Genomic DNA, 22,717 nt, shown 5'->3' with positions numbered 1-22,717 from the left:
GAAGCAACGAGAACGGAGTCATCTCATGCGCCTTCGCATGCTCGGGGTGGTCATCGCAGCCGCGGCCGCCATGGCCGGCGTCGTCGCTGCGCCCGCCCAGGCGGCCCAGCCGGTCAGTGCTTCGTCCCACGTCGTCTCGCACCACCACGGTTACCACTTCGGGAAGGGGCGTACCGACCTGACGCTGGATCCCGCCGCGGCGGGCGCGCTCACCTCGCTCGGCGTGAAGGTGTCGCCGGTGCTGGCCAAGGTCGGTCACCCCGCGGGAAAGACCGTGTTCGGCTTCACGATCGTCGGCAACCCCAACGACGGGACGATCGAGCACGTCGGCGGCCTCTTGCTGCGCGCCGGCGGCAAGTGCCTCTACCTGACCAGCTACACGATCGACCTCAAGCGTGGCGTGCTCAGCGGCCGGATCAACTTCGGCGCGCGCGCCGACCTGTTCACCATCGGCGCGGCAACGGCCGACGGCGTTACCCTGGCGCTCACCGCGCCTGCGGCGGCGCTGCTGAACAAGACCTTCGGCGTCACCGCCTTCACCCAGGGTCTGGTCATCGGTTACGGAAACCCGATGATTCGCAAGTAGACGACCAGCGAGCTGGGGTGGCCGGTTGCCGCCGGCCACCCTTGCACGCCTACCTGAGCTACCGCGACGCCGCGGCCGCGCTCGACTGGCTCGTGGCTTCGGCACCGTCGTTCTCATGAGCGCGACCGCGGCTGATCGGCCACAGCACCGGTGATGGCCTCTACTTCTGGCGTGACGGCGCCGATCGGGCCGATCACTGGTTCTCGCAGTCGATCAGTGCCGCTCTGGTCGTTCGGGGGAGCAGAAGCTCCCGCCGGCGTGCTGTGCGTCCATTCGGGGTGTCGCACAGTGAAAGGGCGAGGTAGCCGTGGTGCACTGGAGGCGTGGATCCCATCGAGGAGTGGACGAACGCACAGCACCGGGTGACCGGCTTGACCGGGGATCTTTCCTCGGGAGAAGCGGCCGAGACGGTTCCGGCCTGTCCGGAGTGGACTGTGCGTGACCTGCTCGCGCACATGATCGGCCTGAACGCCGACGTGCTGGCCGGTGACGAGCCCGACGACCACAACGAAGCCTGGACGCAACGGCAGGTGGATCGGCGCGCGAACCGGCCGGTCGTGGAGCTGCTGGAGGAGTGGGCGGGCCTGGTCGAGCCGATGCGACGGTGGATGCGCGAGCACACCAGCCGCCCGCTGGCCGATATCCTCATCCACGAGCAGGATCTCCGTGGCGCCCTCCGGGTCCCGGGCGGACGGGCCACGCCGGGGCTGGCGAGCTTGCGCGACGACTTCGCCGGGCGATTCGGGGCCGCGGTCGCCGACGAGCCACCGATTCTGCTCGACGGCGGCATCTGGCGGTGGGTTTCCCGGGGGCCGGCCGAAGATGCCGCGACCGTCGTCCGTGCTGACGAGTTCGAGCTGACCAGGGCCGTGATGTCCCGGAGGTCGGCCGCCCAGTTGCGCTGGTGGACGGCGAAGGGAGACGTGGAACCTTACCTGGCCGGGTTCGCCACCCTCGGCGACCTGCCGGACCGAGATCTCGAAGAATGACCTGGCGGCGGACCGGGGCACGGGCCATGCCCGCGGACATTGCCTCGAGTATCCGCAGCCGTGCGTAGAGCGTTGCACACCAGTTCGTCCAAGATTGCCGGTCCGGTCGCACGCCAAGTCATGATCAACGCCTCGTCGTCGGCGAAACCGGGCGACGCGCCGAGCGGCACCCAGGTCTGCTGCACCGGCTCGCCGCCCTCCTCTCGCACCACGCACTCGCCGGTCACGCGCCATTCTCTCCGGTTCATTGTCGGGTAACAGATCCTTCGGTGGCGCGGTATGAGCCGCGTCCAGGAGCACCGGCCGGCTCCGGGAGAGCCCGCGATCGCGTGTTCGGCGCGAGATCGTGTATGAGCCTGGGACGGCGGCAATCTCGGGGAAGTTGCCGCCGTCCCGGGCCTTACGGCGGGTGCCGCAGTGCCGATGTCGACTGGGCGCTCTCGGCTGTTACGCCGCCAAGCGTGCCTGCGATCGCTTGCCGTGCCTGGATTTTCGTCGCTGAGTGAGTCTTCGACGGCAAGTCGGGCGGTGCGTCGGGTCGGTCCAGTGCGCGAGTCCGGCGCACCGTATCCCCTGGTGGCGTACTCCGGCTCCCCAGTCGTCGGCGATGACCTCCGTCCCCGCAATCGCATACGCCGGAGAAGCCCGGCACCCTGTCTGCAGGTGGCCGCGCTGTTTCCTGCTGGAGTGCACTTCACCTTGCAAGCTCGGTGCAGATCCGAACCTCGGGAACGTCGGCGCGGTGAACCGGGATCGGCAGGTCGGCCGGCGAGGCCGGCGTGGGGCGATCAAAAGCGCGCAGGTGTGTCCTCGTGGTTTGTGTGCCGCGTGAGCGGGTACCGGGATCTGCGGGGCTCGGTGGGCTGGAACCCGATAGTGCGGCCGGCGAATACCGAGCAGGTCGGCACGACGCCGCGGGGGGTGCGTTCCTCCGGTAAAGGCGGGTGCTGCCGCGTCAGAAATTCACCGGATGGGCCTCGGGTCTTCCTTTGATCAAAGGTGTCCTCCCGCTATGTGAGATTTAGCCGTTCGGCCGGTCATTTGTCGGATTTGCTTCGCGACTGCGCGCTGCTTCCGTAGATCTTTTGGTCAACTTGTCGGCGTTACACGCCAATCGGGTGATCTCGAAAAGTGTCGAAAGGGGGACTGGTTCCGGTTGTCGTGTAGCTGATCGTTGCTGGTAGGAGGGCTCCTCGATGGTCTAAACCCGTCATTGGTGGTACTTCTTCGGCAGAAGGGTGAACCCGATCGCGCGATGAGTTTCCCTTTGTGTGACGAGCATTTCTGCTGCCTTGACAGATTTCCGGTGATGCTCCGTTTGGCGGTACGAGCCCGATCTCGACTGGGTAACGTGATAACAAATCCGGTCGTTGGGGGATCACGGACTGCTGGGTCGACCGACTTTCCGCCCGATGAGCCGAGGCGGCCGCGAACACACCGCGGCGCCCGGCACTCCATCGGTAATCCGATATCGGGACGGGCTTCGATGTTCGCTGAAGTGAGAAAGGATCATGTATCTGTGTTCGCGATCACGCCGCTCGGCGTTGCGCCGATTTTGTTGACGCGTGAGGCGCCCGCACGGGCCGATACCACAGTGAGAAATCCCCGGTAAACCCGTCCTTCGTAGTTTCCTGGCGCCTGCTGCTCGGGTGCCGATGCCACCATGCTCGGAAAGGTTCCGGAAATGCCGTTTTCTGACGCTCCGATCGTCGCGACCGGGGCGGCGTCCGTCAGCGAACCGACGCCCGCGCACCTCGCCGAACTGTTCCAGGCGCAAGCCGTCCGCAGTCCTCTCGCGCCGGCCCTCGTCGGCGCGGACGGGACGCTGACCTACGCGGACCTGAACGTCCGGGCGAACCGGCTGGCGCGCGTGCTCGCCGAGCACGGTTGCGGGCCGGAAACGGTCGTCGCGCTCGCGCTGCCGCGGTCGGCCGACCTGGTCGTCGCGCAGCTGGCGGCGGCCAAGGCGGGGGCGGCGTTCCTGCCGATCGATCCGGACCACCCCGCCGAGCGGATCGCCTTCATGGTGGCCGACGCCCGGCCGGTGCTCGTCCTGGCCCGCTCGGGCGCCGGACCGGACGGCACCGGAACCACGACCACGATCGCGCTCGACCGGCCCGGGCTGCTCGACGGCCGGCCCGGTCACGACCTCACGGACGCCGACCGGACGCGCCCGTTGCACGTCGGCCACCCCGCGTACCTCATCTACACCTCCGGCTCGACCGGCGTGCCCAAGGGCGTGCTCGTCACCCACCGCGGCCTGGCGGGGTTCTTCGCCGCGATGCGGGACCACTACGCCGTCGGCCCCGGCGACCGGGTCCTCGAGTTCTCCTCACCGAGTTTTGACGCCTCGATCCTGGAACTGGGCATGGCGCTGCCCTCCGGCGCCGCGCTCGTCGTCCCGCCCACTGGGCCGCTGCTGGGCGACCGGCTCGCCGAAGTCCTCGCCGAACATCGGGTCACGCACGCCCTGATCCCGCCGGTCGCGCTGGCCACGCTCTCGCCCGCGCACGCCGCGGGCCTGCCGGACTTCCGCACGGTGATCGTCGGCGGCGACGCCTGCCCGCCCGAACTGGTCCGGACCTGGGCGCCCGGCCGCCGGATGATCAACTCCTACGGCCCCACCGAGTCGACCGTGGTCGCCACCTGGAGCGACCCGCTCGAGCCCGGCGGGACGCCGCCGATCGGCCGGCCGTTGCCCGGCACCACGGTTCACGTGCTCGACGAGTCGCTGCGCCCGGCCACCACCGGTGAGCTGCACCTCGCCGGCCCGAGCCTGGCCCGTGGTTACCTCGACCGCCCGGGACTGACCGCAAGCCGGTTCGTGGCCGACCCGTTCGGCGCGCCGGGTGCCCGGATGTACCGCACCGGCGACGTCGTGCGCCGCACCGCCTCGGGCGAGCTGGAGTTCGTCGGGCGGACCGACCACCAGGTCAAGATCCGGGGCTTCCGCATCGAGCCCGGCGAGATCGAAGCGCTGCTGCTGAGCCGCCCGGACGTCCGGGAAGCGGTCGTCGTCGCCCGGGAGGACCAGCCCGGCGTCAAGCGCCTGGTCGCCTACGTCGCCGGGGACGCCGAGCCGGCCGCCCTGCGTGCGGCCGTCGCCGGCAAGCTCCCGCCGTACCTGGTGCCCGCCGCCTTCGTCCCGGTCGACCGGATGCCGCTGACCACCCACGGCAAGCTCGACCGCGACGCGCTGCCGGAGCCCGACTGGGCCGCGCAGGTACGCACGATCCGCACCCCGCCGCGGACCGCGGCCGAGCGGATCCTGGCCGGCATCTGGGCTGATGTGCTCGGCGTGCCCGATGTGGGTGCCGACGCGGACTTCTTCGCACTCGGCGGGGATTCGATCCTCGGCGCGCGGGTGCTGGCCCGGATCCGCGCCCGCTTCGGCGCCGACCTGTCGCCGCGGGTGGTGTTCGACGCCCGGACCATCGCGCAGCTCGCCGCACTGCTGCCCGAGGGCGGCCACCCGGCGAGCGGGCGGATCGAGCGCGTCACCCACGACGACGTCGTGCCGATTTCGCCGGTCCAGCGCCGGTTGTGGCTGCTCGACGAGCAGAACCCGGGCAGCACCGAATACAACGCCGGTGTCGGGCTCACCTTGTCCGGCCCGCTTGATCGCGACGCTCTGCGGACCGCGCTGGCCGGACTGGTCGCGCGGCACGAAGCCCTCCGGACGACCTTCCGCACCGTCGACGGCCAGGGCGTCCAGGTGGTCGCCGCGACCGGGACGATCCCGCTGCGCGAGACCGACGCCGGTGACGATCTGGACGCGCTGCTCGCGGCCGAGCTGGACCGCCCGTTCGACCTGGGCGCCGGGCCGCTGACTCGCGCCACGCTGATCCGCCTCGGTCCCGACGAGCACCTGCTTCTCCTGTGCCAGCACCACATCGTCACCGACGGCTGGTCGGTCGGCCTGCTCGTCGACGAGCTCGCCGCGCTCTACGCGGGGGAGGAGCTCGCCCCGGCGCCGATCGGGTACCGCGACTACTCCCGCTGGCACCACGAGCGTCTGGCCGGCCCGCTGCGCGAGCGGCAGCTGACGTACTGGCGCGAGCAGCTGGCCGGGCTGGAGCCGCTGGAGCTGCCCACCGACCGCCCGCGCCCGCCGGTCCGCGAAACCCGTGGCGCGATCGGCCGCTATCCGCTGCCGGACGGCCTCGCCGCCCTGGGCCACGACACCGGCGCCACCCTGTTCACGACGCTGACCGCGGTGGTCCAGGTGCTGCTGGCCCGCTACACCGGGCAGGACGACATCGCCGTCGGCACCGCGGTGTCCGGACGCGACCACGACCAGCTGGAGCGCCTGGCCGGGTTCTTCGTCAACACCCTGGTGCTGCGCTCCACCGTCGACCCGGCGCAGCCGTTCGACGCGTTTCTCGGCCAGGTCAAGGAAACGGCGCTGGCGGCGTTCGCCGCCGGCGAGGTGCCCTTCGACCAGGTCGTCGACGACCTGCGGCCGGCCCGCGACCCGGGCCGCACGCCGCTGGCGCAGGTCCTGCTCGTGCTCCAGCAGGACCTCGTCCGGACCCGGGAGGCGGGCGCCCTGCAGCTGGGCGAGCACGACCTGCCCCGCCCCCGGGCCCGGTTCGACCTCGTGCTGGAGTTCCAGCCGCAGGGCCGCGGCGTGGCGATCGAGTACGACACGGCCCTGTTCGACGCCGCGACGATCGACCGCTTCGCGGGACACCTGCGGGTGCTGGCCGAAGCCGTCGTCGCCGACCCGCGACGGCCGCTGGCCGAACTGTCCATGATGGACGGTGCCGAGCTGGCCCGGCTCCACGAGCTTGCGCGCGGCCCGGCCGTCGATGTCCCCGCGCCCACCCTGCCCCGGCTGTTCGAGGCCCAGGTGGCCCGGACGCCGGACGCGGTCGCCGTCGTCTGCGACGGCCGCCGCCTGACCTACCGGGAGCTCGACGACCAGGCCAACCGGCTGGCCCGGGTCCTGCTCGAGCGGGGCGCCGGACCCGAGCGGCTCGTCGCCGTCTCGCTGCCGCGCACGGAACGGCTGCCGGTGGCGCTGCTCGGCGTCCTCAAGTCGGGTGCCGCGTACCTGCCGGTCGACCCGGCCTACCCGGCCGACCGGATCGCGCTGATCCTCGACGACGCCGCCCCGATCCTGATGCTCACCGCGGACGGCGAAGGAGCCTCGGTGGCCTTCGACGACCCCGGCCTGCTCGCCGGGCGGTCGGCGGCGCCGGTGGACAGCTCCCTCGACCCCGCCAACCCGGCCTACGTGATCCACACGTCCGGCTCGACCGGGCGTCCCAAGGGCGTCGTGATCGCCCACCGCAGCGCGGCGAACCTGATGGCCTGGGCGGCCGCCGACCTCGGCGACGTCCTGCGGCCCGGGTCGACCGTCGTCGCGTCGACGTCGCTCAACTTCGACGTCTCGGTGTTCGAGCTCTTCGCGCCGCTGATGGCGGGCGCCACCGTCGAGATCGTCCGGGACGTGCTGGCTCTCGGCGAGCAGGCGGACGCCGGCCGGGAAGTCGGCCTGGTGAGCGGGGTGCCGTCGGCGTTCGCGCAGCTGCTCTCGCAGGGCGCGGTCTCCGTGCGTCCCTCGACGGTGGTCCTGGCCGGTGAGGCCCTGACCCGGCACGCGCTGCGCGACATCCGGAAAGCGCTGCCGGACAGCCGGATCGCGAACATCTACGGCCCGACCGAGTCCACTGTGTACGCCACGGCCTGGTACCACGACACCGACCGCACCCCGCCGATCGGCCGTCCGGTCGCCGGGGTCTGCGCCTACGTCCTCGACGCCGGGCTGCGGCAGGTTCCCGTCGGCGTGCCGGGGGAGCTGCACCTGGGCGGCGCGGGCGTGGCCCGCGGGTACCTCGGCCGGCCGGGGCTGACCGCCGGCCGGTTCGTCGCCGACCCCTTCGCCACGCCGGGCGCCCGGATGTACCGGACCGGCGACGTCGTGCGCTGGACCGCGCGGGGCGAGCTGGACTACCTGGGCCGGGCCGACGACCAGGTCAAGATCCGCGGCTTCCGGATCGAGCCCGGTGAGGTGGAAACCGCGCTGCGGCAGCACCCGGACGTCGCCGAAGCGGTGGTGGTCGCGCGCAAGGACGGCGGGCACCAGCGGCTGGTCGCCTACGTGGTGCCCGTCGCGCCCGCCGGCTTGCGGGAGTTCCTCGCCGCGTCGCTGCCCGCGCACCTGGTGCCCTCGGCGTTCGTGCCGCTCGAGCGGCTGCCGCTCAACCCCAGCGGCAAGCTCGACCGGCGCGCCCTGCCCGCCCCCGACTGGGCCGGCACCACCACCCGCGTGGCGCCGCGGACCCCGGTCGAACGGGTGCTCGCCGAGATCTGGGCCGACGCCCTCGGGCTGCCCGAGGTCGGCGTCGAGGACAACTTCTTCGAACTGGGCGGGGACTCGATCCTCGGCATCCGGCTGGTGTCCGAGGCCGCGAAGGCCGGCCTGAAGATCACCACCCGGGATGTCTTCCGGCACCAGACGATCGCCGCGCTCGCCGCGGCCGCCGGCACCGCGGCCCCGGCCGCCGAACGGCGGGCGGCGACCGGCGCGGTGACGCCGACGCCGATCCAGCGCTGGTTCCTCGACGCCGAGCCGGCCGACCCGGACCACTTCGCCCAGGAGCTGAGCCTCCGGCTCGCCGACGACGTCGACGAGGCCCGGTTGCGCGCCGCGGTGAACACCGTCGCGGACCACCACGACGCCCTGCGGCTGCGGTTCCGCCGCACCGAGGCCGGCTGGACCCAGCACCACGCCGAGCCGGGCGGCACCGACGGCACCGACGTCTTCGGGGCGACGATCGACCTCGAACACGGCCCGCTGCTGCGCGCGGACCTGACCGGCACGACGCTGCACCTGGCCGTGCACCACCTGGTCGTCGACGGCGTGTCCTGGCGGATCCTCCTGGAGGACCTCGACCACGCCTACCACGGCCGCGAGCTGAGCCCGCGGACCACGTCCTTCCAGGACTGGTCGGCCCGGCTCGCCGCGCACTCCTTCGCCGAGGACCTCGATCACTGGCGTGCCGTCGACGGCGCGCAGATCCCGCTCGACACCGACGACGTCAACACCGTGGCGAGCACCCGGACCGTCACCACCCGGCTCGACGCCGACCTGACCCGCGCGCTGCTGCAGGACGTCCCGGGTGTCTACCGGACGCAGGTCAACGACGTCCTGCTGGCCGCGCTCGGCGGGGCCCTGCGCCGCTGGACCGGCGCCGAGCGGATCCTGCTCGACCTCGAAGGCCACGGCCGCGAGGAGCTGTTCGACGACGTCGACCTGTCCCGCACGGTCGGCTGGTTCACGTCCCTGTTCCCGGTCGCGCTCGACGTGCCGGGCGGCGACTGGGGCGAAGCTTTGAAGCGGACCAAGGAGCAGCTGCGGGCGATTCCGGCGCGCGGGCTGTCCTACGGCGCGCTGCGCTACCTGACCGGCACCGCCCCCGACGTGACGCCCCGCCTCAGCTTCAACTACCTCGGCCGGTTCGAGGTGACCGGCGACCTCTTCCTCGGGCTCGAACGGGACCTCGAACTCTCGCAGAGCCCCGGCGCGATCCGCGGGCACGCCATCGACGTCGTCGCCCGGGTCACCGGCGGCCGCCTGGAGATCACCTGGTTCTACTCCGGCAACCTGCACCGCGAAGCCACCGTCGCCGCGGTCGCCGACGACCTCGTGCACGGCCTGGCGGAGATCGCCGGGCACTGCGCCGACCCGGCCGCGGGCGGCCGCACGCCGTCGGACTTCCCGCTGGCGCGCCTGGATCAGGCAGGCGTGGACACGATCGCCGGTGACGGCAGGGACGTCGAAGACGTCTATCCGCTCACCCCGGCGCAGGCCGGCATGCTCTTCCACGGGCTCACCGGCGACGCCCGGTCCGCCTACCTCCAGCAGGTCACGTTCGTGATGACCGGTGTTCCCGACCCGGCCGCCCTCGCCCGCGCGTGGCAGCAGGTCGTGGACCGGACGCCGGTGCTGCGCAGCCGGGTCGTCTGGGACGGCGTCGACGTCCCCGTGCAGGTCGTCCACCGGCAGGTCACCCTGCCCGTCGAACACCGCGACCGGACCGGCGAACCCGAGGACCTGGACGCCGTGCTGGCGGCCGACCGCGCCGCCGGGCTCGACCTGACCGCGGTCCCGCTGACGCGGCTGCTCATCGCCCGCCTTTCGGCGACCGAGGTCCGCGTCGTCTGGACGTTCCACCACCTCCTGCTGGACGGCTGGAGCCTCTTCCAGGTGCTCTCCGACGTCGCGGCGGCGCACGCCGGTGCCCCGCTGCCGACGCGGCGGCCGTTCCGCGACCACGTCCGCTGGCTGTCCGAACAGGACTCCTCCGCCGCGGAAACGTACTGGCGCGAACTGCTTTCCGGCCGCCAGGAGCCCGTCCGGCTGCGGACCGACCGCACCCCCGAGCGGCACACCGCCGAGTCGACGGCGTCACTGCGCGCCGATGTGGCGGCCGGGCCGCTGCGGGCCGCCGCGCAACGCCACGGCCTGACCCTGAACACCCTCGTCCAGGGCGCCTGGGCCGTGCTGCTCGCCCGCCACGGCGGTCGCCCTGAGGTCTGCTTCGGCACCACGGTCGCCGGGCGGCCCGCCGAGCTGGCCGGGGCCGCCGAGATCACCGGCCTGTTCATCACCACGCTGCCGCTGGTCACCGACGTTCACGACCACCTCCGGGCGGCCGACTGGCTCCGGGACCTGCAGACCGCGCAGGCCGACGCCCGGCGGTTCGAGTACGCACCGCCGGTGACCCCGTTCGACACGCTGCTCGTCTTCGAGAACTACCCGGTCACCGACGGGCTCGGGCTGCGCGACCTGCGCGGCGTCGAGACCACCAACTACCCGCTCAGCGTCGTCGCCTACCCCGGCGAGGACCGGCTGGACCTGGCCTTCGGCTACGACCCGGCGCTGTTCGACGCCGAGACGGTCGCCGGGTTCGCCGGGCACCTGAGCACGCTGCTCACGGAACTGGCGGCCGGACTGGACCAGCCCGTCGCCGGCCTGCGGATGCTCACCGGCACCGAGCGGCACGACGTCCTGGTGCGCTGGAACGACACCGCGCACGACCTCCCGGCCGCGACCGTGCCGGAGCTGTTCGCCGAGCAGGTCCGGCTTACCCCCGGCGCCGTCGCGGTCACCGGCGAGGAGACCCTGACCTACGCCGAGCTGGACGCGCGCGCGAACCGGCTGGCCCACCGGCTGATCGCGCTCGGCACGCGCCCGGACGACCTGGTCGCGCTGCTGCTGCGCCGGTCGGCGGACGTCGTCGTCGCCGAACTGGCGGTGCTCAAGGCCGGCGGCGCGTACCTGCCGCTGGACGCCCGCGCACCGCGGGAACGCCTGCGCGCGCTGCTCGACGGGGTGCGGGTGCTCGTCACCGACGACCCGGGCCGAAATGTCCACAGTGGACCGACTGTACTCGTCGGCGACGGTGGCGACGAGCCGGAGAGCGCACCGGACGTGGTGCTGCACCCGGAAAACCTGGCCTACGTGATGTACACCTCGGGCTCGACCGGCACGCCGAAGGGCGTGGCCGTGACGCACCGGGACATCGCCGGGCTGGCCCTGGACCGCTGCTTCTCCGGTCCCGCGCACCGCTCGGTGCTCCTGCACTCCCCGCAGGCGTTCGACGCCTCGACGTACGAGGTGTGGGTGCCGCTGCTGAGCGGCGGCCGGGTGGTCGTCGCGCCGGCCGGGGAGCTGGACGCCGACGAGCTGCGCCGCCTGATCGGCGCGCACGACGTGACCGCGCTGTGGCTGACCGCCGGGCTGTTCCGGCTGGTGGCGCAGGAGGATCCCGCGTGCCTGAGCGGCGTCGAACAGGTGTGGACCGGCGGCGACGTCGTACCCGGCGAAGCGATCCGCCAGGTGCGGCGCGCCTGCCCGGGCCTGACCGTGGTGGACGGCTACGGCCCGACCGAGACGACGACGTTCGCCAGTCACTTCGTGCTGCCGCCGGGCGAGCCGGTGCCGGACGTGGTGCCGATCGGGCGGCCGCAGGACAACATGGCGGCCTACGTCCTCGACGCCGGGCTGCGGCCGGTCCCGCCGGGCGCCGTCGGCGAGCTGTACCTCGCCGGCACCGGGCTCGCCCGCGGCTATCTCGGCCAGCCGGGCCTGACCGCAGAACGGTTCCTGGCCGACCCGTTCGGCGCGCCGGGCACCCGGATGTACCGCACCGGCGACCTCGTCCGCCGGACCCGCGCCGGGATGCTCGAATTCGCCGGCCGAGCCGACGACCAGGTCAAGATCCGCGGCTTCCGCATCGAGCTGGGCGAGATCGAAACCGCGCTCACCGCGCACCCCGACGTCACCGAAGCCGTCGTCGTCGCCGCGGAGAACGCCGGGACCAAACGGCTCGTCGCCTACGTCGTCACCACCGGGACGCCGGACCTGCGCGAGTTCCTGCTCCGGTCCCTGCCGGACTACCTCGTGCCCGCGCTCTACGTCCCGCTGGAAGCGTTGCCGCTCAACGACAACGGCAAGGTCGACCGCCGGGCGCTGCCCGCACCGGACCGTGCACCGGAGCGGGGCTACCGCGAGCCCGGCACCGACGCCGAGCGGCTGCTGGCCGGCATCTGGGCCGAGGTCCTGCGGGTGGACCGCGTCGGCGCCGACGACAACTTCTTCGAACTCGGCGGCGACTCCATCCTGAGCATCCAGGTCGTCTCCCGGGCCCGCCGGGCCGGGCTGGACCTCATGCCGGGCCAGGTGTTCGACCACCCGACCGTCGCCGCGCTCGCGCTCGCCGCGAACACCGCCCCCGCCGTGGTCACCGCCGACGCGGGACCGGTCACCGGCGACGCGCCGCTGACGCCCGTCCAGCAGTGGTACCTCGACCCGGAGCCGGTGCACCCCGAGCAGTTCGTCCAGTCCGTCACGGTGGAACTGTCCACATCGGACCCTGTGGCGCTGCACCACGCCCTCCGTGAGCTGCAGCTGCACCACGACGCGCTGCGGCTGCGGTTCACCGACGGCCGCCAGCACCACGCGCCCGACGCCCAGGAGGTTCTCGGGGCCACCATCGACCTCGAGCGGGGACCGCTGCTGCGGGCCGACCTCGACGGCACCACGCTCACGCTCTCCGCGCACCACCTGGTGGTCGACGGCGTCTCGTGGCGGATCCTCCTGGAGGACCTGGAAACCCTTCTCGACGGCGGCGAACTCCCCGCCCGCACGACGTCCTTCCGCGACTGGGCCCGCACCCTGGCCGGGCACGCCGCCACGGGCGGCTTCGACGACGAACTCGCCCACTGGGCCGCCACGGACGCCGACCCGGCGCTCCCGGTCGACGCGACCGGCGCCAACACCTACGGCTCGGCCCGGTCGGTGACCGTCCGGCTGCCCGCCGAAGCGACCCGCGCGGTGCTGCACGACGTGCCGGGCGCGTACCGGACGCAGGTCAACGACGTCCTGCTGACGGCGCTCGGCCGGGTCCTCGCGGACTGGACGGGCCGCGATCGCGTCCTGGTCGACCTCGAAGGGCACGGGCGCGAAGACCTGTTCCCCGGGATCGACCTCTCCCGGACCGTCGGCTGGTTCACCTCGATCTTCCCGGTCGCGCTCGCCGTGCCCGGCGGCGACTGGGGCGACGCCCTCAAGCAGACCAAGGAACAGCTGCGCGCGGTGCCCCGCCGGGGCGTCGGCTACGGCGCCCTCCGCTACCTCGCCGGCACCGCCCCGCACGTCGAACCCGGGATCAGCTTCAACTACCTGGGCCGGTTCGACCACGGCGGCGGCCTCGACGGCGCGGCCCACCCCGAGCAGGCGCGCGGGCACCTGCTCGACGTCGTCGGCGCGGTCGTCGGCGACCGACTCGAACTGACCTGGCACTACTCGGACCAGGTGCACACCGAGGCCACCGTCCGCCGGCTGGCCGACGCCCTGCTGACCGCCCTCACCGGGATCGTCGAGCACTGCGCCAGCCCGGACGCCGGCGGCCGGACGCCGTCGGACTTCCCGCTGGCCCGGCTCGACCAGGCCGCCGTGGACCGCCTCGCCGGGACCGGCACCGGAGTCGAGGACATCTACCCGCTCACCCCGATGCAGTCGGGCATGGTGTTCCACAGCCTCGTCGACGGCGCGGCCGGGACCTACCTCAACCAGGTACGCCTGCGGCTGACCGGCGTCACCGACCCCGAGCGCCTGGCGCGGGCCTGGCAGGACGTCGTCGCGGCCACGCCGGTGCTGCGCAGCCGCGTCGTCTGGGACGGCCTCGACGAGCCCGTCCAGGTCGTCGAGCGGTCCGCGCCGGTGCCGGTCACGCACCTGGACTGGACCGAGCACGACGACCGCGAAGCGTTCCTCGAGGCGGACCGGGAGCTGGGCTTCGACCTCGCCGCCGCGCCGCTGATGCGGCTGGCGTTCGCCCGGCTGCCCGGCGGGGACGTCCTCGTGCTGTGGACGTTCCACCACGTGCTGCTCGACGGCTGGAGCGCCGCCCAGGTCTTCGGCGAGGTCTGCGCCCGGTACGCCGGCGCGGCCACGCCGGGGCCCCGGCCGCCGTTCCGCGACTACCTGCGCTGGCTCGGCGCGCAGGACACCGCGGCCGCCGAACGGCACTGGCACGACGAGCTGGCCGGGGTGCGCACGCCGACCCCGCTGCCCTGCGACCGCCGGCCGCAGGAGGCGCACCGCACCCGGTCCACCGCCTCCCACCACGTGTCGGCGCCGGCCGAGGGGCTGCGGGAACTGGCCCGGCGCGCCGGGCTGACCCTCAACACCATCGTGCAGGGCGCGTGGGGCCTCGTGCTGTCCCGCCACAGCGGCGAAGCCGACGTCGTGTTCGGCACCACCGTCTCCGGCCGCCCGGCCGACCTGCCGGGCGTCGAGGCGATGGTCGGGTTGTTCATCAACACGCTGCCCAGCCGCGTCACCGTCCCGGACGGACAGACCGTGGCCGGGTGGCTGCGCGACCTGCAGGCGGCCCAGGCCCGGGCGCGGCGGTACGACTTCGTGTCCCTGGCCCGGATGGGGGCCGGGCTGTTCGACAGCATCCTCGTGTTCGAGAACTACCCGTTCGACGCCGGCGCGATCGCGGCGCACGGAATCGGCCTGCACGAGGAAGGCGACCTGCAGCCGACGAACTACCCGCTCAGCGTGGTCGTCACGCCGGGAGAGCGGCTGAGCGTGTCGTTCGACCACGACCCCGAGCTGTTCGACGCGGCCACGATCGAGCGGCTGGCCGGGCACCTGCTGCTCGTCCTCGACCGCATCGCCGCGGCGCCCGACCGGCCGGTCGGCGAGCTGGACCTGCTGACCGAGGACGACCGCGAGCGCGTGCTGCGGACGTTCAACGCCACGGCACACCCGGTCGCCCCGGCGACGGTGGTGAGCCGGTTCACCGACCAGGTGCGGCGGACGCCGGACGCCCCTGCGCTCGGGCAGCTGTCCTACGCCGAACTGGAGACGCGGGCCAACCGGCTCGCACACCACCTGATTTCGCTGGGCGTCGGCGTCGAAGACCGCGTCGGGCTGCTGCTGGAACGCTCGGCCGACCTGGTCGTCGCCGAGCTGGCCGTGCTCAAGGCCGGGGCCGCGTACGTGCCGGTCGACCTGCGCGCCCCGGCCGCCCGGATGCGGCTGGTGCTGGCCGAAGCGGAGATCTCCGTGGTCGTCGCCGACGGGTCCCATGAGGACGTCCACAGTGGACCAACGGTGCTGGTCGGCGAGACCCCCGACGGCCCCGAGACCGCGCCGGACGTGCCGGTACGGCCGGAAAACCTGGCGTACGTGATGTACACGTCCGGTTCGACGGGCACGCCGAAGGGTGTCGCGGTGACCCACCACGACGTCGTCGGCCTGGCGTCCGACCGCTCCTTCGCGGGCGAAGCGCACCGGACCGTGCTGCTGCACTCGCCGCAGGCGTTCGACGCCTCGACCTACGAGGTGTGGGTGCCACTGCTGAACGGCGGCCGGGTTGTCGTCGCGCCGCCGGGAGACGTCGACGCCGACGTCCTGCGCCGGCTCGTCGCCGAGCAGCACGTGAGCGCGCTGTGGCTGACCGCGGGACTGTTCCGCCTGCTGGCGCAGGAAGACCCGGCGTGCCTGCGCGGGGTCCGGGAGGTGTGGACCGGCGGTGACGTCGTGCCCGCCACCGCCGTCCGCCAGGTGCGCGACGCGTGCCCGGGCCTGACCGTCGTCGACGGCTACGGCCCCACCGAGACCACCACCTTCGCCAGCCGCTGCGTCCTGCCGCCGGAGCGGCCGGTACCCGACGTCGTGCCGATCGGCGGTCCCCTCGACAACATGGCCGCCTACGTCCTCGACGCCGGGCTGCGGCCGGTCCCGCCGGGCGTGGCGGGGGAGCTGTTCGTCGCCGGCACCGGTGTCGCGCGCGGCTACCTCGGCCGGCCCGGGCTCACCGCGGAACGGTTCGTCGCGAACCCGTTCGGCGCGCCGGGGGCGCGGATGTACCGCACCGGCGACGTCGTCCGCTGGTCCGCCGGCGGGGCGCTGGAGTTCGTCGGCCGGGCCGACGACCAGGTCAAGATCCGCGGGTTCCGCATCGAGCTGGGCGAGATCGAGAACGCCCTGGCCGCGCACGCGTGCGTCACCGAGGCCGTCGTCGTCACCCGCGACAAGCGGCTCGTCGCCTATCTGGTCGGCACCGCCACGACGACCGACCTGCGCGCGTGGCTGCAGCGGGACCTGCCCGACTACATGGTGCCCGCGGCGTTCGTCACGCTCGACGCGCTTCCGTTGAGCCGCAACGGGAAGGTCGACCGGCAGGCGCTGCCGGAACCGGCCGCGGAACCGGCGGCCGGCTACCTGCCGCCCCGCACCGAGACCGAACGCGTCCTCGCCGGGGTCTGGGCCGGCGTGCTCGGCGTGCCTGCCGTCGGGATCGAGGACAACTTCTTCGAGCTGGGCGGCGACTCGATCCTGAGCATCCAGGTCGTCTCCCGGGCCCGGCGCCACGGTCTCGCGCTCACCCCGCGAGACCTGTTCGCCCACCAGACCGTTGCGGCGCTGGCGGTCGCCGCGGGGACGGCCGCGGTGACGGTGGCCGAGCAGGGCCCGGTCAGCGGGCCCGCCGCCCTGACCCCGATCCAGCACTGGTTCTTCGGCGGGGACTTCGGCGACGCCGCGGACTTCACCCAGTCCGTCCGGGTCGAGCGGGCCGAGCCGTACGACATCGACCGCCTGCGCACCGCGCTGGCCACGCTGACCGGGCACCACGACGCGCTGCGGATGCGGTTCACCGGCGGCGGCCAGGTCAACGCCCCGGCCGAGCCGGCCGAGATCCTCGGCGCCGTCATCGACGTCGCCGCCGGGCCGCTGCTGTCCGCCGAACTGCTCGAACCGGCCGTGCTGCGGCTGACCGTCGACCACCTGGTCGTCGACGGTGTCTCGTGGCGGATCCTGGTGGAGGACCTCGAAACCGCCTACGAGCAGCGCCCGCTCCCGCCGAAGACGACGTCGTTCCGCGACTGGGCCAACCGGCTCGCCGACCGGGCCGAAACCGGCGGCTTCGACGACGAACTGCCGTACTGGCGCACGGCTCTCGACGTGGACGCATCCCTGCCCGTCGACGGCGCGGCCGGAGACGGCACCACCGGAACGGTCACCACGCGGCTGGACGCCGAGCTGACCCGGGCCCTGCTGCAGGACGTCCCGGGCGCCTACCGGACCCAGGTCAACGACGTGCTGCTGGCCGCGCTCGGCCGGGTCCTGGCCCGCTGGACCGGACGCGACCACGTGGTGATCGACCTGGAAGGGCACGGCCGCGAGGACCTGTTCGACGACGTCGACCTGTCCCGCACGGTCGGCTGGTTCACCTCGATGTACCCGGTCGCGCTGCGGATCGGCGACGGCTGGGCCGCCCTGCTCAAGTCGGTCAAGGAGCAGCTGCGCGCGGTACCCCGCCGAGGCGTGGGCTTCGGCGCGCTGCGGTACCTGACCGGGACCGCACCGGCGGTCGACGCCGAGGTCGGCTTCAACTACCTGGGCCGGTTCGAAGGTGCGGCCGGCAGCTTGGACTCCGCCGTCGGCGCCGGCGCGGGCCGGGCGCACCTGCTCGACGTCGTCGGCCGCGTGGAGGCCGATTCCCTGGAGCTGACCTGGTACTACTCGCCCGGCGTGCACACCGCCGGGACGGTCGAGCGGCTGGCCGCCGACCTGGTGGCGGCGCTCGGCGACGCCGTCGCGCACTGCGCCGAGCCCGGAGCGGGCGGCCGGACGCCGTCCGACTTCCCGCTCGCCGGGCTGGACCAGCGGCAGGTCGACCGGATCGCCGGCGACGGCCGGGCCGTGGCCGACATCCACCCGCTGACCCCGATGCAGGCCGGCATGGTCTTCCACGGGCTTTCCCAGCAGGCGCAAGGGGTCTACTTCGAACAGGTCACCGCCGTCCTCGACGGCGTCGCCGACCCGCACGCGCTCGCCGCGGCCTGGCAGCACGTCGTCGACCGGACGCCGGTCCTGCGCGGCCGCGTCGTCTGGGAGGACGTCACCGACCCGCTGCTCGTGGTGCACCGCGACGTGCGCCTGCCGGTCACCGAGCTCGACTGGCGGGACCTCGACGCCGCCGAAGCCCTGCGCGACCTGCTCGCTCGCGACCGTGCCCAGCCGTTCGACCTGGCCGCGGCGCCGCTGCTGCGGGTCACCCTGGCCCGGCTGCCCAGCGACGCCGTCCAGCTCCTCTGGACCTTCCACCACGTCCTGCTCGACGGCTGGAGCGTCTTCCAGGTCCTGTCCGACGTCTGCGCCGCGTACGCCGCCCTGCGCGACGGCGTCGCGCCGGTCCTGCCGAACCGGCGGCCGTTCGGCGACTACGTGACCTGGCTGGGGGCGCAGGGCCAAGCGGGCGCGGAGGAGTACTGGCGCCGCGAACTCGGCGACGTCACCGAGCCGACGCCGTTGCCCTGCGACCGGACCCCGGCCGCCGCCCACGAAGCGAGTTCGTCGGTGTGGGTCGGCCGGGACCTCGACGAGGACCGGACCGCCCGGCTCACCGCGTTCGCCCGGCGCGAGCGCCTGACGGTCAACGCGATCGTGCAGGGCGCGTGGGCGCTGCTGCTGTCCCGCCACAGCGGCGAGGACGACGTCTGCTTCGGCGCGACCGTGTCCGGCCGCCCGGCCGGGCTGGCCGGCGTCGACGACATCACCGGCATCTTCATCAACACGCTGCCGGTGCGGGTCGCGGTGGACCCGGCCGCGCCGGCCGCGGGCTGGCTGCGCGACCTGCAGGCCACGCAGGCGGAATCGCGCCGGTTCGAGCACGTCCCGCTGACCGCGGTGCAGGGCTGGAGCGGTGTCGGAGGCGGGCAGAACCTGTTCGACAGCATCGTGGTGTTCGAGAACTACCCGGTCACCGCCGACGACCTCGCGAGCCACGGCGTGCGCCTGCGCGACCTGGACGCGCGGGAGACGACCAGCTACCCGCTCAGCGTCGTGGCCTCCCCGGGCCCGCGCCTGTCGCTCGGGCTGGGCTACGACCCGGCGCTGTTCGACGCGGCGACGATCGAGCGGCTGGCCGGGCAGCTCGAGCACGTCCTCGGGGAGCTGGCCGACGTGCCGGACCGTCCATTGGGGACACTCGACGTCCTGACCGCGGCCGAACGCGAAGAGATCTTGGTGGCGTTCAACGACACCGGCCACGACGTCGAGCCGATGACCTTGACCCAGCTCATCGAGGCACAGGTGGCCCGGACCCCCGACGCCGTCGCGGTGCTCGCCGACGACGAGAGCCTGACCTTCGCCGAGCTGGACGCGCGCGCCAACCGGCTGGCCCGGACGCTGGCCGCGCGCGGTGCCGGGCCGGAGCGGATCGTCGCGCTCGCGCTGCCGCGCTCGGTGGAGATCGTCGTCGCGCAGCTGGCCGTGCTCAAGACCGGCGCCGCCTACCTGCCGATCGACCCGGAGTACCCGGCCGAGCGCATCGCCTTCATGATCGAAGACGCGGCCCCGGTCGTCGTGCTGACCCCCGCCGAACTGGCTGCTTTCGACGACGAGGACTCCGGGCCGTTCTCCCGGCCGGTGCCGCTCACCGCGCCGGCGTACGTGATCTACACGTCCGGCTCGACCGGCACCCCGAAGGGTGTCGTGGTCACCCACGCCGGCCTGGCGAGCTTCTCCGGCGCCGAGGTCGACCACTTCGACGTCCGGCCCGGCGACCGGGTGCTCCAGTTCTCCTCGCCGAGCTTCGACGCCTCGGTGCTGGAGCTGTGCATGGCCCTGCCCGCCGGGGCCGCGCTGGTCGTGCCACCGCCCGGCCCGTTGCTCGGCGAGCAGCTGGCCGGGGTGCTGCGCGACCGGGGTGTCACCCACGCGCTGATCCCGCCGGTGGCGATGGCGAGCGTGCCCGACGTGGCGCTGCCGGAGTTCCGGACGCTGGTGGTCGGCGGCGACGCCTGCACGGCCGACCTCGTCACGCGCTGGGCGCCGGGCCGCCGGATGGTCAACGCCTACGGCCCCACCGAGATCACCGTGGTCGCCACCTGGAGCGACCCGCTGGAGCCCGGCCGCACGCCACCGATCGGCCGGCCGATCCGCAACGCCCGCGTGCACGTCCTCGACGCCGCGCTGCGGCCGGTGCCGATCGGGGCGCCGGGGGAGCTGTACGTCTCCGGTTCCGGTGTCGCCCGCGGCTACCTGAACCGGCCGGGACTGACCGCGACGCGGTTCCTCGCCGATCCCTTCGGCGCGCCCGGCACCCGGATGTACCGCACCGGCGACCTGGTGCGGTGGCGGCCCGGCGGCACGCTCGAGTTCCTCGGCCGCGCCGACGACCAGGTCAAGATCCGCGGCTTCCGGATCGAGCCCGGGGAGATCGCGGCGGCCCTGCGGACCCACCCGGACGTCCGCGACGCCGCCGTCGTCGCGCTCGACCAGCGGCTGATCGCCTACGTCGTCGCCGGTTCGGTGGCCGGGCTGCGGGAGCACCTCGCCGCGACCCTGCCGGCGCACCTGGTGCCCGCCGTCTTCGTCGCGCTCGACGCGCTTCCGCTGACCGCCAACGGAAAACTGGACCGGCGGGCGCCGCCCCCCCCCCCCCCCCCCGGGGCGGGGGCGGGCGACGCCGGCCCCGGAAACGAAAACCAAAAGGGCCTCCCCCCCGTCTGGGGCGGGGGCCCCCGCCCCGCCCCCGCGGGCCCCCCTGGCCCCCCCCGTCTCCGCCGCCCCCGCCGCGCTCCCCCTGCCCGCCAACGGAAACCTGGCCCGGCGGGCGCTGCCCGCGCCCGCCGCGCCGGATGCGGGCGCGGACTACGCGGCCCCGGAAACCGAAACCGAAGAGGTCCTCGCCGCGATCTGGGCCGAGGCCCTCGGCCTCGACCGCGTCGGCGTCGAGGACAACTTCTTCGCCCTCGGCGGGGATTCCGTGCGCAGCCTGCGGATCACGTCGATGACCAAGTCCGCTTTCGACGTCCAGCTCACCCCCAAGGACGTCCTCGCCGCCGGCACCGTGCTGGCGCTGGCCGAGCTGGTCGAAGAACGGGTCCTGCGGGACCTCGAACGGCTCGCCGCCGGCCAAGACCTCTGACAACCCCAGGAAAGGAAACGACATGCGCGACGACATCGAGTTCCAGGTGCTGGTCAACGACGAGGGCCAGTACTCGCTCTGGCCGCTGACGAACGAGGTGCCCGCCGGCTGGCGCGCCGACGGGTTCCGCGGCGGCCGCCAGGAGTGCATGGACCACGTCGACGAGGTGTGGACCGACATGCGGCCGCTCAGCCTGCAGCGGCAGATGGCCGCCGACGGCTGAGCCCGCCCACGACCACGGCCCACCTGGGCCGCACCAACGCGAAAGGGTTCCCGCTCGTGCCTTCTTCATCGACGTTCTCCCAGACCATCCCCCTCCCGGTCCAAGCCGGTGCGGCCGTCCCCGAGGACGAGCGGCTGCGGCGCCTGCTCGCGGGCCTGGCCCGCAAGCACCAGGTGCCCGCGGCCCAGCTGGCGATCCGCGACGGCGGCCGGACGCGGTCCGTCGCGGTCGGCGACGTCACCGCCGCGTCGAAGTTCCCGGTCGGCTCCATCACGAAGGCGTTCACCGCGGCGCTCGCGATGCTGCTGGTCGCCGACGGCGACCTGGAACCCGGGGACGCCCTCGGGGAGCACCTCGCCGACCTCGGCCCCCAGGTCGGCAGACCCACGATCGTGCAGGTCCTGAGCCACACCGGCGGCCTGCCGGCCGCGCTCGGGGCCGGCGAGGGCACCGCGTCGGCCCGCCGGTACCTGCGGGCGTGCCGTGACGCCGGGCTCGTCCAGCAGCCCGGGCTGGGCTTCTCCTACTCCAACATCGGGTACGTGCTGACCGGCTACGTGGTCGAGGCCATCACCGGCATGAGCTGGTGGGAGGCCATGGACACGCTGCTGCTGGAGGCGCTCGGGATCGTCCCGGCGTTCGTCGTCGAGGCGGGCGCGCGGCGCCGGCCCGACGCCCACGTCAGCGGGCACGCGGTGCACGCGGCGACCGGCCGGGCGCGGCCGGTCGCGCAGACCCTGAGCGGCGTCGAGGCCGCGGCGGGCGCGCTCGCGCTGAGCGCGGAAGACCTCGTCGCGTTCGGCCGCATGTACGGCGGCGGCGAGAGCCCGCTGCCGGACGACCTGCTCGAGCTGATGCGGCGGCCGGTACCGGGCGCCGAACCCTTCGGCCTGGCCGACGGCTGGGGTCTCGGCCTCGCCGCCTACCGGGGCGCCGACGCGGACTGGACCGGGCACGACGGCACCGCCGACGGCACCTCCTGCCACCTGCGGGTGGATCCCGGGAACGACCGGGCCGTCGCGCTCACCACCAACGCGGGCAGCGGCTCGGCCCTGTGGGTGGACCTGGTCGCGCAGTTGCGCGCGGCGGGACTGCCGGTCGGCGACTACGAGCTGCCCGGCGACGGGAAGCGAGCCGCCCGCCCGGCGGCCGACCTGTCCGGCAGCTACACCAACGGCGACCTCGAATACCACGTCGATGTGCGTGCCGACGGCGCCGCGGTCCTGGTCGTCGACGGCGAGGTCTACCCGGAACTGGCGGTGCTCGACAACGGGGCGTTCTCCGTGCGTGAGCCCGGCACCGGCCGCCGGATCGTCGGCGGCCGCTTCCTGACCGACCCGGCCACCGGGACCGTCAGCGCGATGCAGTCCGGCGGCCGGATCGCCCGCCGCCGCAAGGCTTCCTGACCCGTCCCGCCCCCCGAACCGCCCGAGCCGTGCCGTAGAGGAAAGCG

5 protein-coding genes and 1 pseudogene are annotated in these 22,717 nt (G+C 73.6%); all 6 read left to right on the top strand.

The annotated features are described in order from the left end of the window. Positions 1 to 25 precede the first annotated feature (25 nt). Positions 26 to 586, top strand: coding sequence for a hypothetical protein (locus tag VA596_RS28375; protein ID WP_323331231.1), 561 nt, complete (start codon positions 26 to 28; stop codon positions 584 to 586). Between the two features lie 323 nt (positions 587 to 909). Further along, positions 910 to 1,575 (top strand): maleylpyruvate isomerase N-terminal domain-containing protein, encoded by a 666-nt coding sequence (locus VA596_RS28370; RefSeq protein WP_323331230.1) that lies wholly within the window; start codon positions 910 to 912, stop codon positions 1,573 to 1,575. Positions 1,576 to 3,238: 1,663 nt separating this feature from the next. Next, positions 3,239 to 20,563, top strand: a pseudogene (locus tag VA596_RS28365) (non-ribosomal peptide synthase/polyketide synthase); the annotation flags it as partial. Between the two features lie 94 nt (positions 20,564 to 20,657). Next, positions 20,658 to 21,041 (top strand): phosphopantetheine-binding protein, encoded by a 384-nt coding sequence (locus tag VA596_RS50720; protein ID WP_410171937.1) that lies wholly within the window; start codon positions 20,658 to 20,660, stop codon positions 21,039 to 21,041. A 22-nt stretch (positions 21,042 to 21,063) separates the two neighbouring features. Beyond that, complete coding sequence (locus tag VA596_RS28360; RefSeq protein WP_323331228.1) at positions 21,064 to 21,264, top strand: MbtH family protein; 201 nt, start codon at positions 21,064 to 21,066, stop codon at positions 21,262 to 21,264. 56 nt (positions 21,265 to 21,320) lie between these two features. Further along, positions 21,321 to 22,670: a serine hydrolase domain-containing protein gene (locus VA596_RS28355; protein ID WP_323331227.1), complete on the top strand. Its 1,350-nt coding sequence runs from the start codon at positions 21,321 to 21,323 to the stop codon at positions 22,668 to 22,670. Positions 22,671 to 22,717: the final 47 nt, after the last annotated feature.

Origin of the sequence: Amycolatopsis heterodermiae (assembly GCF_034929455.1) — a bacterium.
Classification (GTDB): Bacteria; Actinomycetota; Actinomycetes; order Mycobacteriales; family Pseudonocardiaceae; genus Amycolatopsis; species Amycolatopsis heterodermiae.
Note: the sequence above shows the minus strand (reverse complement) of the source record. Positions and strands in the feature narration are given on the sequence as shown.

Coding starts and splice junctions, on each gene's coding strand:
- VA596_RS28375 (WP_323331231.1), top strand. CDS start 26: ATGCGCCTTCGCATGCTCGGGGTGGTCATCGCAGCCGCGGCCGCCATG.
- VA596_RS28360 (WP_323331228.1), top strand. CDS start 21,064: ATGCGCGACGACATCGAGTTCCAGGTGCTGGTCAACGACGAGGGCCAG.